The sequence below is a fragment of the Streptococcus sanguinis genome, from assembly GCF_020729725.1.
Lineage (GTDB): Bacteria > Bacillota > Bacilli > Lactobacillales > Streptococcaceae > Streptococcus > Streptococcus sanguinis_V.
On the sequence record NZ_JAJEPA010000005.1, the window covers coordinates 158,081 to 171,660 of the forward strand.

Consider the following 13,580-nt stretch of genomic DNA (forward strand, 5'->3'; position numbering starts at 1 on the left):
ATTTTGTCTCAATAGAACCTACTAACTTGATTAGTAGGCTCTACTGAAATAAAATATAATTTTCTAGAAAGGAATACTCTAATGGCACATGAAAATGTCATTGAGATGCGTGAGATAACCAAAGTTTTTGGTGAATTTGTCGCAAATGACAAAATCAACCTACAACTGCGTAAAGGTGAGATTCATGCACTTCTTGGTGAAAATGGAGCTGGGAAATCTACCTTGATGAATATGTTGGCTGGTCTTTTAGAGCCAACTAGTGGAGAAATTTTTGTCAACGGAAAATCGGAAAAATTGGATTCTCCTTCTAGGGCTGCAGCTCTCGGAATAGGAATGGTTCATCAGCACTTTATGTTGGTTGAAGCATTTACTGTTGCTGAAAACATTATTCTTGGTAGCGAAATAACGAATAAAGGTGTATTAGATTTGAAAAAAGCTAATGCAGATATCCTTGAATTATCAGAACGCTATGGCTTAGCTGTTGACCCAACAGCTAAGGTTGAAGATATTTCTGTTGGTGCCCAACAACGTGTAGAAATCCTGAAGACCCTCTATCGTGGTGCCGAAATTTTGATCTTTGATGAGCCAACGGCAGTATTGACCCCTGCTGAAATTTTGGAATTAATGGATATTATGAAAACTCTTGTTAAAGAAGGGAAATCTATTATCCTGATTACTCATAAACTAGATGAAATTCGAGCAGTAGCGGATCGTGTCACAGTTATTCGCCATGGAAAATCAATTGAAACTGTTAGCATTGAGGGCGTTTCAAATAAAGATTTGGCTGAAATGATGGTTGGACGTTCGGTTTCTTTTGTTACTGAAAAGGAAGAAGCTAAACCGAAAGACGTTGTACTTCAAATTTCTGATTTGATAGTGAATGAGAATCGTGGTGTACCAGCTGTTAAAGAGCTTTCTCTTGATGTTCATGCAGGTGAAATCGTAGGAGTTGCTGGGATTGACGGTAACGGTCAGAGTGAGTTGATTCAGGCTATTACAGGACTTCGAAAAGTAAAATCAGGAAGTATTAAAATCAAAGGAAGGGAAGTTGTAGGACTTTCTCCACGAAAGATTACAGAAATGCAAGTAAGTCATGTACCTGAGGATCGTCATCGTGATGGTTTGGTACTTGAAATGATGCTTTCTGAAAATATTGCTCTCCAGACTTACTATAAAGAACCGCTCAGTAACAAAGGTGTTTTGAATTATAATCAAATTAATTCATATGCCCGTAAATTGATGGAAGAATTTGACGTTAGAGCAGCTAGTGAACTTGTTCCAGCAGGTGCTTTGTCAGGGGGAAATCAACAAAAAGCTATTATTGCTCGAGAAGTTGATCGTAATCCAGATCTATTAATTGTCAGTCAACCTACTCGCGGATTGGATGTTGGTGCGATTGAGTATATTCATAAGCGCTTAATTTCTGAACGTGATAAAGGGAAAGCCGTTCTTGTTGTCAGCTTTGAATTAGATGAAATTCTTAATTTATCAGACCGTATTGCTGTTATTCACGATGGAAAGATCCAAGGAATTGTAAAGCCATCTGAAACTAATAAGCAAGAGCTTGGTATTCTCATGGCTGGTGGAAAAATCAAGGAGGGTTCTAATGGATAAAAAAACACAGCAAATTGCTATTCCTTTTATTTCAGTTCTTTTAGGAATCTTACTTGGCGCCATCATCATGTGGATTTTTGGTTATGATGCCTTGTGGGGTTATGAAGAGTTGTTCAAAACAGCTTTTGGTTCCATTAAAAATATTGGAGAAATTTTCCGAACCATGGGGCCTCTAATTTTGATTGCTCTTGGGTTTGCAGTGGCTAGTCGTGCTGGTTTTTTCAATGTTGGTTTACCTGGTCAAGCTTTGGCAGGTTGGATTGCAGCTGTTTGGTTTGCCCTATCTTTTCCAACCATTCCTCGTTTTGCAATGTTACCGCTGACTGTCCTTGTAGCAGCAGTTGCCGGTGGTTTAATCGGTTTAATTCCGGGTTTGTTAAGAGCATTTTTAGGTACAAGCGAAGTTATTGTTACCATTATGATGAACTATATTGTTCTTTTTGCTGGAAATGAAATTATTCGGAATTTTCCTAAAAAACTAATGGTTGATTCCGAATCGAGTATTCCTGTTTCGGCAAACGCTAGCTATCGTCTAGACTTTCTTACAGAGCTTACTAAGTCACGTATGAATATTGGAATTTTCATTGCTTTGATTGCTGTTGCTGTAATTTGGTTTATCATAAAGAAAACCACACTTGGATTTGAAATTCGCTCAGTAGGTCTCAATCCAAATGCTTCAGATTATGCAGGGATGTCGGCGAAACGTACTATTATTCTTTCAATGGTGATTTCTGGAGCTCTTTGTGGTATTGGAGGAGCAGTTGAGGGTATAGGTACTTTCCAGAACGTTTATGTTCAAGCAGGATCTCTGGCTGTTGGATTTAATGGTATGGCAGTTGCTCTTCTTGCTAGCAACTCTCCTATCGGAATCATTTTTGCTGCGTTTCTACTTGGGACATTGCAAACTGGTGCGCCTGGTATGACAACGGCTACTATTCCTCCAGAACTTGTCAATATTGTAACAGCTTCCATTATCTTCTTTGTAAGTGCTCACTACATTATTGAAAAATATATCAAACCTAAAAAACGAATGAAAGGAGTAGAGTAAAGATGAATATTGTTGCTATTCTAACAATACTTGTATCAAATATGCTGGTCTATGCCGCTCCTCTCATTTTCACCAGTATTGGAGGTGCTTATTCTGAGCATGCTGGTGTTGTTAATGTTGGCTTGGAAGGCATCATGGTCATGGGAGCTTTTACAGGAGTTGTTTTTAACCTGACTTTCGCTGAAAGCTTAGGAGGAATGACTATTTGGTTTTCTCTTCTCGCAGGTGGTTTAGTTGGTCTTATTTTTTCTGCGATTCATGCAGTAGCAACCATTAATTTTCGTGCTGATCATGTTGTCAGCGGTACTGTACTGAACTTGCTGGCGCCAGCTTTAGCTGTCTTTCTTGTCAAGGCTATTTATGGAAAAGGACAAACTAATAATATTGATTTATCTTTTGGTAAATTTGATTTTCCGATTTTGTCTAACATTCCTGTTATTGGAGATATTTTCTTTAAGAATACTAGCTTGATGGGTTACATAGCTGTTGGATTCTCATTTTTAGCTTGGTTCATCATGTTTAAGACGAAATTTGGGCTTCGCTTACGCTCAGTAGGTGAACATCCTCAAGCTGCTGATACATTAGGGATTAACGTTTATCTCATGCGTTACTACGGAGTGTTGATTTCAGGATTTTTGGGAGGAGTAGGTGGAGCTTTGTATGCTCAATCTGCTTCGGTTAATTTCTCTGCTACGACGATTGTTGGCCCTGGATTTATAGCTTTAGCTGCCATGATTTTTGGTAAATGGAATCCAATAGGTGCTATGCTTTCAAGTCTTTTCTTTGGACTTTCCCAAGCCCTGGCTGTTGTTTCTACTCAGATTCCTTTCCTTGCTCATATACCTGCGGTTTATCTTCGTATCGCGCCTTATGCGTTGACAATCATTGTTTTAGCCGCTTTCTTTGGTAAATCAGTTGCTCCGAAAGCGGATGGTATCAACTATATCAAGTCTAAATAAACCTTTACACCAGTTCTTTGGAGCTGGTGTTTTTTGGGAGTTTGAAAAAAGTTATAATCATAGTAATAGAAAAAGCCTGCTTCAAGTGAAGCGGGCTTTTTAAGATTAGTTGGTTGCAATTTCATTTAGCAGGTCTTCTGCAGTGGTGGTTGGATTAACGCGTACTCGGTTAAGTGTGAGCAAGCCATTAGATAAGGAAGCTAGTCCGTTATTGGTCGTCAATCCCATCTTGTAGCCAAGGCTTTCAGCAATCTGCAAGGTTGCATCACTGTATCGTCCAGATGGATAGGCAACGGTTGTTGTGGTTTGAGACAGTTCTTTGTCCAAGTAAGACTTGGAGTCTTTTAACTCAATTTTTTGTTGGTCTTCTGCAGTCGCTGAGAGGTCAGGATGGTTGACGGTGTGATCTTCAAAAGACATGCCTTTGTCCTTCATTTCCTTTATCTCATCTAGCGTCAGCATATCTTCACGACCCGCTTGAACAAATCCAGTAATGACATTATTGGTTGCTTTCATGTCATATTTCTGGAGAAGCGGAAAGGCATTGGTATAGAAATCCCTTAAACTATCATCGAAGGTCAGCCAGACAACTTTTTTGTTTTCTGGCAAGACATTCTCCGTCAGTACCTTGTATGCTTCTGCCGGTGTTAGTGGATAGTATCCTGCGTCTTTCAAGGCTTTCAGATGGCTTTCAAATGTAGCTGGATCTACAATCAAACCAGCATTAGCTGCTTCTGATGGGTCCATGACGTGAATGGCATGATACATCAAAATAGGAACTTGAACTGGCTGGTCTTGCTTAACCCATTTGACTTTGTCCTTACTGTTGTCATCCGAAGTCGTCTTTTTATCCCGAGTTGGAGCTGACGAAGTTTTAGATGAAGTATTAACCTGGTTCGTTGACACGTTATTAGCTTCTTTTTGATTGTGCGAGTTTTGCAGCTTGGCTAGTAAAGAAAAGCCACCTACAATCAGGACAAGAAAAAGTAATAAACTCGTTAAAGAAAGCAAAATAGCTCTTTTTCTAGCTTTGCGTTGCTGCATGCGATTTCCTCGGTGTTTTCCTGTCATAATATCTCCTTTTTTTAAAAAATTACAATTCCTTGCGGAAATTTACATCTATTATAACAAATAAAGAAGTAGTTTTGTAGGCATTTTTATATAATTTTGTTATAATATTTTTTATACAAGAAATTTTCAAGGAGTGCTTCATGTCTATTAAAATAGCTTTACTTGGTTTTGGAACAGTGGCAAGCGGTGTGCCTTTTTTACTGAAAGAAAACGGAGAAAAAATCGTTCAAGCAGCTCATTCAGAGATTGAGGTTGCTAAAGTCTTGGTCAAGGACGATGCCGAAAAAGATCGTCTTTTAGCAGCTGGAAATGACTTTAACTTTGTCACAAATGTTGAAGAAATTCTGAAGGATTCTGAAATTACCATCGTTGTAGAATTGATGGGACGAATCGAGCCAGCGAAAACGTTCATCACTCGTGCTCTTGAAGCTGGCAAACATGTGGTAACAGCTAATAAGGACTTGCTGGCTGTTCACGGAGCAGAGTTGTTGGAAATTGCTCAAAAGCAAAATGTAGCTCTCTATTATGAAGCAGCTGTTGCCGGCGGAATTCCGATCCTTCGTACCTTGGTTAATTCACTGGCTTCTGACAAAATTACCCGTATCTTGGGTGTGGTCAATGGAACCTCTAACTTTATGATGACCAAGATGGTGGAAGAGGGTTGGTCTTATGAAGACGCTCTTGCTGAAGCACAACGCCTTGGCTTTGCTGAAAGCGACCCAACCAATGACGTAGATGGCATTGATGCGGCTTACAAGATGGTGATTCTTAGCCAGTTCGCCTTTGGTATGAATGTTAAATTTGAAGATGTGGGCCATCAGGGAATTCGAAATATCACACCAGAGGATGTGGCTGTTGCTCAAGATCTGGGCTATGTAGTCAAGCTGGTTGGTTCTATCGAAGAAACGGCATCGGGTATTGCAGCAGAAGTAGCTCCAACATTTCTGCCTAAAGCGCATCCTTTGGCTAGTGTCAATGGGGTGATGAATGCTGTCTTTGTTGAGTCCATCGGTATCGGAGAATCCATGTACTACGGACCAGGAGCAGGTCAAAAACCAACCGCAACTAGTGTTGCGGCAGATATTGTCCGTATCAGCCGCCGTTTGAATGAAGGAACAGTTGGCAAGGCCTTTAATGAATTCAGCCGTGACTTAGTGCTAGCTAAGCCAGAAGATGTGCAGAGCAGCTATTACTTCTCTATCTTGGCACCTGATTCTAAAGGTCAAGTTCTGCATTTGGCTGAGATTTTCAATGCTGAGGATATTTCCTTTAAGCAGATTCTGCAGGAAGGTACAGATGGTGAGAAGGCTCGCGTGGTGATTATTACCCATGCTGTCAGCAAGACACAGCTGGAAAATGTCACTGCTAAGCTTAAAGAAGTTGCTGAGTTTGACTTGCTCAATACCTTCAAAGTATTAGGAGATTAAGATGAAAATTATTGTACCAGCGACCAGTGCCAATATCGGTCCTGGCTTTGACTCCGTTGGGGTAGCCCTCTCAAAATATCTGGAAATTGAAGTCTTGGAAGAAAGTCAGGAGTGGGTGATTGAGCATGACCTCAATCCGAGAATTCCTAAGGACCGACGCAATTTACTGGTTAAGATTGCCCTGCAGTTGGCTCCAGATATTCAGCCACGCCGTTTGAAAATGACCAGTGATATTCCATTGGCTCGTGGGCTTGGGTCTTCTAGTTCGGTCATTGTGGCTGGGATTGAATTGGCCAACCAGTTGGCTCATCTTAATTTGTCGGATTATCAGAAACTGAAAATCGCTACAAAGATTGAAGGCCATCCTGACAATGTTGCGCCGGCTATTTATGGTAATTTGGTCGTATCTAGCTCATCTAGAAATCAGGTGTCTGCTGTGGTAGCGGACTTTCCGGATGCAGACTTCATCGCCTATATCCCAGACTATGAGCTTCGGACGGTTGAGAGCCGCCAAGTCTTACCAAATCGTCTTTCTTACAAGGAAGCTGTTGCGGCCAGCTCCATTGCCAATGTTGCGATTGCTGCTCTTTTAAAAGGTGATATGAAAATCGCTGGTCGGGCTATCGAGTCTGATTTGTTCCACGAAAAATACCGTCAGCCTTTGATCAAGGAATTTTCAGATATTAAGTTCTTAGCCAGAAAAAATGGCTCTTATGCAACCTATATCTCAGGAGCGGGGCCGACCGTGATGGTCCTTTCGCCTAAGCACAAGACGGAAAAGATATACCAGCTTTTGCAAAAACAGAATTTCAAGGGGCAAATCTTCCGACTTCAGGTGGATACTGAGGGTGTCCGAGTAGAAAAATAAATCATCAAGAGGTTTTCCATGAACCTCTTTTTCTTTTTGTAAAATAAGGATTTGATATCCCTATCTTTTTATACCTAACTGTGCTATAATGGGTCTAGCTTAAAGGAGGATAATTCACTTTATGGATCATTTAGAATTACAGGCTCTAGCGACTGAGCTAGGCTTACAGTTTGATGAATTTTCGTCTCTTGTCTTCGGACAGATAGAAGGTTACACGCTCTATATTGAGCCCACAGAGCAAAGAAAGCAATATAGGATTTGTTTTTCTGTTAAGGCTGGCGATGCTTTTACTGCGCCAAATGCCTTTGATGATTTGATTAAAAACTCAGAGGTTCTAACCAGTAGCCAACTGAATCACTATAAGCTAGTACTTTATGCTAAAGCCAAAACCAATCAAGCTCTTGCACAAGCTGTTCAAGAAGCACTTGTCTTTTTCAAGGAAAGAGGATTTGTAAATGTTTGTGAGCAGAGTGGTGAGCCTGGGCAGATTGATGTCTATCAATTGGGAGGAAATATCCTGATTTTGTCACGGCAAAGCTTTGAGACTCTGAGTTCAGGTCTTTCGCTGGAAAATCAGATCTATGACAATCAAAAAGAAAGTATCGTTGGTGGTATTGTTGGTGCTTTTGTTGGCAGTCTCATCGGAGGAGCGGTAATCTTATTGATTGCGCAGATGAATTATGTGGCTGTTGCTGGAGGATTGGCTATGGGTTACTGTACTATCAAAGGGTATGAGTTGCTGGGTAAAAAGCTATCTAAAGCAGGTATTGCTATTAGTATCGTGTTCATGGTCTTGGTGACTTTCTTAGTCAATCAGTTTGACTATGCTTTGTTACTTGTTCGAGAATATCCAGACGCGAATGTATTTGATGCCTTTTCAGCTGTCAACGAATCAATTTTTAATGGAATCATCCCAGATAACTATTGGTTCAACTTGATCTTGCTCTATGTTTTCACTGGAGCTGGGGCTTTCGGAGCTATCAGGAATGCTCTTTCTACTCAAACACAACGTTTTGTTACTAGGCAATTATAATCATTAAAAAGCTGACCTTTCTCAGCTTTTTCTTTGTAATCTATCGTAAATGCCATAGATTTTTGATATAATAGAGTGTATTTTGTTTACATAAAAGAGAGAAAATCATGCAAAAACTAGAGAAATTAAAATCTGAATTAGAGGGAATCGACATTCGCTTCAATGAGCCTTTGAGTCAATACACCTACACAAAGGTCGGTGGTGCAGCCGATTTCTTAGTTTTTCCCCGCAATCGTTATGAGCTGGCTCGTATTGTCAATTTTGCTAATCAAGAAGACATTCCTTGGATGGTGCTGGGAAATGCCAGTAATATCATTGTGCGAGATGGCGGTATCCGAGGTTTCGTGATTATGTTTGACAAGCTCAATAATGTAGCAGTAGATGGCTATATGATTGAGGCAGAGGCTGGAGCTAATCTGATTCAGACAACCCATATCGCCCTGCAGAATAGTCTGACAGGCTTTGAGTTTGCCTGCGGTATTCCAGGCAGTGTCGGAGGAGCAGTCTTTATGAACGCTGGGGCTTATGGCGGCGAGATTGCTCATGTCTTGGTGTCTTGCAAGGTACTGACTCCTCAGGGGCAAGTCAAAACGCTGGATGTTCGGGATATGAAGTTCGGCTATCGTCACTCACTGGTTCAGGAAACAGGCGACATTGTTATTTCTGCTAAATTTGCACTTTCACCTGGTGTTCACAGAACGATTCGTCAGGAAATGGAGCGCTTAACCCATCTGCGGGAGCTCAAGCAGCCTTTGGAATATCCATCCTGCGGCTCTGTTTTCAAGCGTCCTTTGGGTCACTTTGCTGGTCAGCTCATTAGTGAAGCAGGACTCAAAGGTCATCGGATCGGTGGTGTAGAGGTATCTGAGAAGCATGCCGGCTTTATGATTAACGTCGATGAAGGAACGGCTCAAGATTACGAAAATCTTATCGCTCATGTGATTGAAAGGGTGCGGGAAAATTCAGGTATTACTCTGGAGCGCGAAGTCCGCATCATTGGTGAATCTCTGTAAAACAGATATGATTCCCAGTAGAAGTATGCTGGATAAGGAACTGCAGCTGGCTGCAACTTAGTAAGGGGGTGAAAGCCTATCGACACGGAATTTATAAAGGGCCTTTACAGCCCTCACGAGGTAGCAGCGGTCTGACAGAACCCTTAATCTGTTAATACGAGAAAGAAGGAATTTATGACAATTGAAAAAACCAATCATCGAGTTTAAAAACGTTTCAAAAGTTTTTGAAGATAATAATACTGTCGTTCTGAAAGATATTAATTTCGAGCTGGAAGAAGGAAAGTTCTATACTTTGCTGGGCTCTTCCGGCTCTGGTAAATCAACGATTCTGAACATCATTGCTGGTCTTTTAGACGCGACAGACGGGGATATTTTTCTTGATGGCGTCCGCATCAATGATATTCCCACTAATAAACGAGACGTCCACACGGTTTTTCAGTCCTATGCACTGTTTCCGCATATGAATGTTTTTGAAAATGTTGCCTTTCCGCTGCGTCTGCGCAAGGTTGATAAAAAAGAAATTCAAGAGCGAGTTGCAGAAGTGCTGAAAATGGTTCAGCTGGAAGGTTTTGAGCGCCGTTCTATTCGTAAATTGTCAGGCGGTCAGCGCCAGCGTGTAGCCATTGCGCGGGCAATCATTAATCAGCCGCGAGTCGTTTTGCTGGATGAGCCGCTGTCTGCTCTGGATTTGAAGTTGCGCACGGACATGCAGTATGAGCTGCGGGAATTGCAGCAGCGTCTGGGTATTACTTTCGTCTTTGTCACACACGACCAAGAGGAAGCCTTGGCTATGAGTGACTGGATTTTCGTTATGAATGACGGTGAAATTGTTCAGTCGGGAACGCCTGTTGATATTTATGACGAGCCTATCAACCACTTTGTTGCAACCTTTATTGGCGAGTCCAATATTCTGCCAGGTAAGATGATTGAGGACTATCTGGTTGAGTTTAATGGCAAGCGCTTTGAAGCAGTGGATGGTGGGATGCGCCCAAATGAATCTGTTGAAGTGGTGATTCGGCCGGAGGACTTACGGATTACTCTGCCAGAAGAAGGCAAGCTGCAGGTTAAAGTTGATACCCAGCTTTTCCGCGGCGTTCACTATGAGATTATCGCTTATGATGAACTGGGCAATGAATGGATGATTCACTCGACTCGCAAGGCCATTGTCGGAGAAGAAATTGGTCTTCATTTCGAGCCAGAGGATATCCACATCATGCGTCTCAATGAAACTGAAGAAGAATTCGATGCCCGTATCGAAGAATATGTAGAAGTAGAAGAGCAGGAAGCGGGTCTGATCAATGCTATTGAGGAGGAACGCGATGAAGAAAACAACCTCTAATCTTTTTCTCTTGCCCTACCTGCTCTGGATTTTCCTTTTTGTCCTAGCACCTGTTGTCATGATTATCTGGAAATCCTTCTTTAACATTGAAGGGCAGTTTACGCTGGAAAATTACCAGACCTACTTCACATCGCAGAACTGGACCTATCTCAAGATGAGTCTGAATTCGGTTCTTTATGCAGGGATTATTACTGTCGTAACCCTGCTGATTTCCTATCCGACCGCATTCTTTTTGACTCAGCTCAAGCACAAGCAGCTCTGGCTGATGCTGATTGTCCTTCCGACCTGGATTAACCTCCTACTTAAAGCTTATGCTTTCATTGGTATTTTCGGTCAGAATGGCTCAATCAATCAATTCCTGACTTTTATTGGAGTAGGACCGCAACAGATTCTCTTTACGGACTTTTCATTTATCTTTGTAGCCAGCTACATTGAGCTACCTTTTATGATTCTGCCCATTTTCAACGTTCTGGATGATTTAGATCCTAATCTTATCAATGCCAGTTACGACTTGGGAGCTAATCGCTGGGAGACTTTCCGTCGGGTTGTTTTTCCTTTGTCCTTGAATGGTGTCAGAAGTGGAGTGCAGTCAGTCTTTATCCCTAGTCTCAGTCTCTTCATGCTGACTCGCTTAATTGGTGGTAATCGAGTAATTACTCTGGGAACTGCCATTGAGCAGCACTTTCTGACTACTCAGAACTGGGGCATGGGCTCTACTATCGGAGTGGTACTGATTGTTGCTATGCTCTTTACCATGTGGGCGACCAAGGAAAGGAGAGGGCGATGAAAAAAATTGCAAATCTCTATTTGGCCTTTGTATTTTTGGTGCTCTACATCCCCATCTTTTACCTGATTGCCTATGCTTTTAATGCTGGGGAAGACATGAATCGTTTTACAGGATTCAGTCTCAGTCATTTTCAAAATCTCTTTGAGGATTCACGTCTGATTTTGATTTTGGTTCAGACTTTCTTTCTGGCTTTCCTGTCTTCGCTAATTGCGACGCTGATTGGAACTTTTGGAGCCATCTATATCTATCAAGCCCGCAAGAAATATCAGGATGCCTTTCTGTCTATCAACAATATCCTCATGGTGGCACCGGATGTCATGATTGGGGCAAGTTTTCTGATTCTCTTTACTACTGCAAAATTCCAGCTGGGCTTCCTGTCTGTACTGGCTAGCCATGTGGCCTTTTCCATTCCGATTGTGGTGCTGATGATTCTTCCGCGTCTGAAGGAAATGAATGATGATATGATTAAGGCTGCTTATGACCTAGGCGCCAGTCAATTGCAAATGCTGAAGGAAATCATGTTGCCTTATCTGACTCCAGCCATCATCGCTGGCTACTTTATGGCCTTTACCTATTCGCTAGATGATTTTGCTGTGACCTTCTTCGTTACTGGCAATGGCTTCTCGACTCTGTCTGTTGAAATATACTCCCGCGCTCGTCAGGGAATTTCTCTGGAAATCAATGCCCTGTCAGCCTTGGTCTTTCTCTTCAGCATTGCTTTGGTAATTGGGTATTACTTTATCACCCGTGAGAAGGAGGAGACTGTATGAGAAAACTCTATTCATTTTTAGCGGGGATTCTACTGATTATCTTAGTCTTGTGGGGTGTCAGCTACCAGATCGAAAGTCGGACGCAGAGTAAAGAAAGCGATAAGTTAGTTATTTACAACTGGGGTGACTATATTGATCCTGAGCTGCTGACTGAGTTTACTAAGGAAACTGGTGTCCAAATCCAGTACGATACCTTTGACTCGAATGAAGCCATGTATACAAAAGTGAAGCAGGGCGGCACAACCTACGACATTGCTATTCCCAGTGAATATATGATTGCCAAGATGATGAAGGAAGGCTTGGTAGAAAAGCTAGATCATAGCCAGATTAAAGGTTTGGAAAATATCGGATCTGACTTTTTAGACCAGCCTTTTGATCCTGGAAATCAGTACTCGATTCCTTATTTTTGGGGAACGCTGGGTATTGTCTATAATGAAAAAATGGTTGATAAAGCTCCTGAGCATTGGAATGACCTTTGGCGTCCTGAATACAAAAACTCCATCATGATGATTGACGGAGCTCGCGAAGTCATGGGACTTGGTCTGAACTCGGATGGTCATAGTCTCAACTCCAAAGATGCTAATCAGCTGCAGGAGGCTGTCGACAAGCTCTACACTCTGACGCCAAATATCAAGGCCATTGTGGCTGATGAGATGAAGGGATACATGATTCAGAACAATGCTGCTATCGGTGTGACCTTTTCTGGTGAGGCTCGTCAGATGCTGGAGGCCAATGAAGACCTGCGCTATGTCGTGCCTACAGAAGCCAGCAACCTTTGGTTTGACAATATTGTCATTCCTAAAACGGTCAAAAATAAAAAAGCAGCCTATCAGTTTATTAACTTTATGCTGAGACCGGAAAATGCTTATAAGAACGCCCTTTATGTTGGTTATTCGACACCAAATCTTCCTGCCAAGGCCATGTTGCCTAAGGAAACTCAGGAAGATGAGGCTTTTTATCCGACTGAGGAAACGATGAAACATCTGGAAGTTTATGAGCAGTTGGGCCCTAAATGGTTGGGAACCTACAATGACCTCTATCTTCAAGTCAAGATGTATCGGAAATGATAGTCAAATAATTACTTGATGAATACAAAAAAACGCCTGGCTCAATGAGCTGGGCGTTTGCTGCTTGCTTAGTTTGAAGCTTCAGTCTGAGTGTTGGTTGCTGTATCTGCAGCAGAGCTAGAGGCAGTAGTGTCGCCTGCTGCTGTATCAGCCGTAGAGCTAGACGCACTAGTCTCAACTGCTGTTGCATCACTGCTGGAAGCAGCTGTATCAGTTGCAGTTGTTGAAGCAGGGCTGCTTGTTTCTTTTTCGATTTCCTTGATAATAGTAGTCGTTGCAGTAGAGCTACTGGTATCAGTTTTTGATTTTTCATCCTTATGGCCAGTCAGATTCATAATCGTGATGCTGGCAATGATGATAGATAAGATACTGGCAACCGTTGCAATAGTCTTTTGGAAAGCTGAAAGACCTGTTTTAATATGCTGTTTAGTAGGTTTTTTAGATGATTTTGTCTTGTTTTTATTACTGCGAGAATAGTTTTCCATGCTTGCAAGAATCTCCTTTTAAAATTTCAATGATTTCTTATCTCTCATTATACGTTTTTTATCTGAAAATGTCTTTAAAAAATCAAATTTTTATCTATG

At 41.7% G+C, this 13,580-nt stretch carries 13 protein-coding genes; 11 read left to right on the forward strand and 2 right to left on the reverse strand.

What is annotated here, in order from left to right; genetic code table 11:
- Nucleotides 1-81: 81 nt before the first annotated feature.
- The 3 genes from K4I03_RS00745 to K4I03_RS00755 are packed head-to-tail and all read left to right on the forward strand — an operon-like array spanning nt 82 to nt 3,621.
- Nucleotides 82-1,614 carry an ABC transporter ATP-binding protein gene (locus tag K4I03_RS00745; protein ID WP_227963375.1) on the forward strand — a complete coding sequence of 511 codons (1,533 nt, stop codon included), beginning with the start codon at nt 82-84 and terminating at the stop codon, nt 1,612-1,614.
- Complete coding sequence (locus K4I03_RS00750) at nt 1,607-2,662, forward strand: ABC transporter permease (protein ID WP_002906683.1); 1,056 nt, start codon at nt 1,607-1,609, stop codon at nt 2,660-2,662. Before K4I03_RS00745 ends, K4I03_RS00750 begins: the two co-directional genes overlap by 8 nt.
- Before the next feature lie 2 nt (nt 2,663-2,664).
- On the forward strand, nt 2,665-3,621 hold the full coding sequence (locus K4I03_RS00755; protein WP_002906682.1) for an ABC transporter permease: 957 nt from the start codon (nt 2,665-2,667) through the stop codon (nt 3,619-3,621).
- A 105-nt stretch (nt 3,622-3,726) separates the two neighbouring features.
- Here K4I03_RS00755 and K4I03_RS00760 read toward each other — a convergent pair whose 3' ends face one another.
- On the reverse strand, nt 3,727-4,692 hold the full coding sequence (locus K4I03_RS00760; protein ID WP_227963376.1) for a polysaccharide deacetylase family protein: 966 nt from the start codon (nt 4,690-4,692) through the stop codon (nt 3,727-3,729).
- Between the two features lie 140 nt (nt 4,693-4,832).
- Between K4I03_RS00760 and K4I03_RS00765 the strand changes: the two genes are divergently transcribed.
- From K4I03_RS00765 to K4I03_RS00800, 8 genes are all read left to right on the forward strand, one after another.
- A complete protein-coding gene (locus K4I03_RS00765) occupies nt 4,833-6,119 on the forward strand; it encodes a homoserine dehydrogenase (protein ID WP_227963377.1) in 1,287 nt (428 codons plus the stop codon).
- Between the two features lies 1 nt (nt 6,120).
- A complete protein-coding gene (thrB, locus tag K4I03_RS00770) occupies nt 6,121-6,987 on the forward strand; it encodes a homoserine kinase (RefSeq protein WP_002909872.1) in 867 nt (288 codons plus the stop codon).
- Nucleotides 6,988-7,108: 121 nt separating this feature from the next.
- Nucleotides 7,109-8,020, forward strand: a complete 912-nt coding sequence (locus tag K4I03_RS00775; RefSeq protein WP_227963378.1) for a hypothetical protein — start codon at nt 7,109-7,111, stop codon at nt 8,018-8,020.
- A 107-nt stretch (nt 8,021-8,127) separates the two neighbouring features.
- The gene (gene murB / locus K4I03_RS00780; RefSeq protein ID WP_227963379.1) at nt 8,128-9,033 is read left to right on the forward strand and encodes a UDP-N-acetylmuramate dehydrogenase; all 906 of its coding nucleotides are present in this window, start codon (nt 8,128-8,130) and stop codon (nt 9,031-9,033) included.
- 181 nt (nt 9,034-9,214) lie between these two features.
- A complete protein-coding gene (locus tag K4I03_RS00785; RefSeq protein ID WP_002904388.1) occupies nt 9,215-10,372 on the forward strand; it encodes an ABC transporter ATP-binding protein in 1,158 nt (385 codons plus the stop codon).
- Nucleotides 10,353-11,159, forward strand: coding sequence for an ABC transporter permease (locus tag K4I03_RS00790; protein ID WP_002895634.1), 807 nt, complete (start codon nt 10,353-10,355; stop codon nt 11,157-11,159). Before K4I03_RS00785 ends, K4I03_RS00790 begins: the two co-directional genes overlap by 20 nt.
- Nucleotides 11,156-11,929 (forward strand): ABC transporter permease, encoded by a 774-nt coding sequence (locus K4I03_RS00795; RefSeq protein ID WP_002900472.1) that lies wholly within the window; start codon nt 11,156-11,158, stop codon nt 11,927-11,929. The genes K4I03_RS00790 and K4I03_RS00795 overlap by 4 nt, the downstream gene beginning before the upstream one ends.
- Nucleotides 11,926-12,996: an ABC transporter substrate-binding protein gene (locus K4I03_RS00800; RefSeq protein WP_227963380.1), complete on the forward strand. Its 1,071-nt coding sequence runs from the start codon at nt 11,926-11,928 to the stop codon at nt 12,994-12,996. The genes K4I03_RS00795 and K4I03_RS00800 overlap by 4 nt, the downstream gene beginning before the upstream one ends.
- A 68-nt stretch (nt 12,997-13,064) precedes the next feature.
- Here the strand turns inward: K4I03_RS00800 and K4I03_RS00805 are convergent, their stop codons facing one another.
- A complete protein-coding gene (locus K4I03_RS00805; RefSeq protein WP_002900470.1) occupies nt 13,065-13,481 on the reverse strand; it encodes a DUF6556 family protein in 417 nt (138 codons plus the stop codon).
- Between the last annotated feature and the right edge of the window lie 99 nt (nt 13,482-13,580).

Bases quoted from the DNA above. Each gene is read 5' to 3' on its own strand.
- K4I03_RS00745 (WP_227963375.1), top strand. From the start codon at position 82: ATGGCACATGAAAATGTCATTGAGATGCGTGAGATAACCAAAGTTTTT.
- K4I03_RS00755 (WP_002906682.1), top strand. From the start codon at position 2,665: ATGAATATTGTTGCTATTCTAACAATACTTGTATCAAATATGCTGGTC.
- murB (WP_227963379.1), top strand. From the start codon at position 8,128: ATGCAAAAACTAGAGAAATTAAAATCTGAATTAGAGGGAATCGACATT.
- K4I03_RS00795 (WP_002900472.1), top strand. From the start codon at position 11,156: ATGAAAAAAATTGCAAATCTCTATTTGGCCTTTGTATTTTTGGTGCTC.
- K4I03_RS00760 (WP_227963376.1), bottom strand. From the start codon at position 4,692: ATGACAGGAAAACACCGAGGAAATCGCATGCAGCAACGCAAAGCTAGA.
- thrB (WP_002909872.1), top strand. From the start codon at position 6,121: ATGAAAATTATTGTACCAGCGACCAGTGCCAATATCGGTCCTGGCTTT.
- K4I03_RS00775 (WP_227963378.1), top strand. From the start codon at position 7,109: ATGGATCATTTAGAATTACAGGCTCTAGCGACTGAGCTAGGCTTACAG.
- K4I03_RS00765 (WP_227963377.1), top strand. From the start codon at position 4,833: ATGTCTATTAAAATAGCTTTACTTGGTTTTGGAACAGTGGCAAGCGGT.
- K4I03_RS00790 (WP_002895634.1), top strand. From the start codon at position 10,353: ATGAAGAAAACAACCTCTAATCTTTTTCTCTTGCCCTACCTGCTCTGG.
- K4I03_RS00800 (WP_227963380.1), top strand. From the start codon at position 11,926: ATGAGAAAACTCTATTCATTTTTAGCGGGGATTCTACTGATTATCTTA.
- K4I03_RS00805 (WP_002900470.1), bottom strand. From the start codon at position 13,481: ATGGAAAACTATTCTCGCAGTAATAAAAACAAGACAAAATCATCTAAA.
- K4I03_RS00750 (WP_002906683.1), top strand. From the start codon at position 1,607: ATGGATAAAAAAACACAGCAAATTGCTATTCCTTTTATTTCAGTTCTT.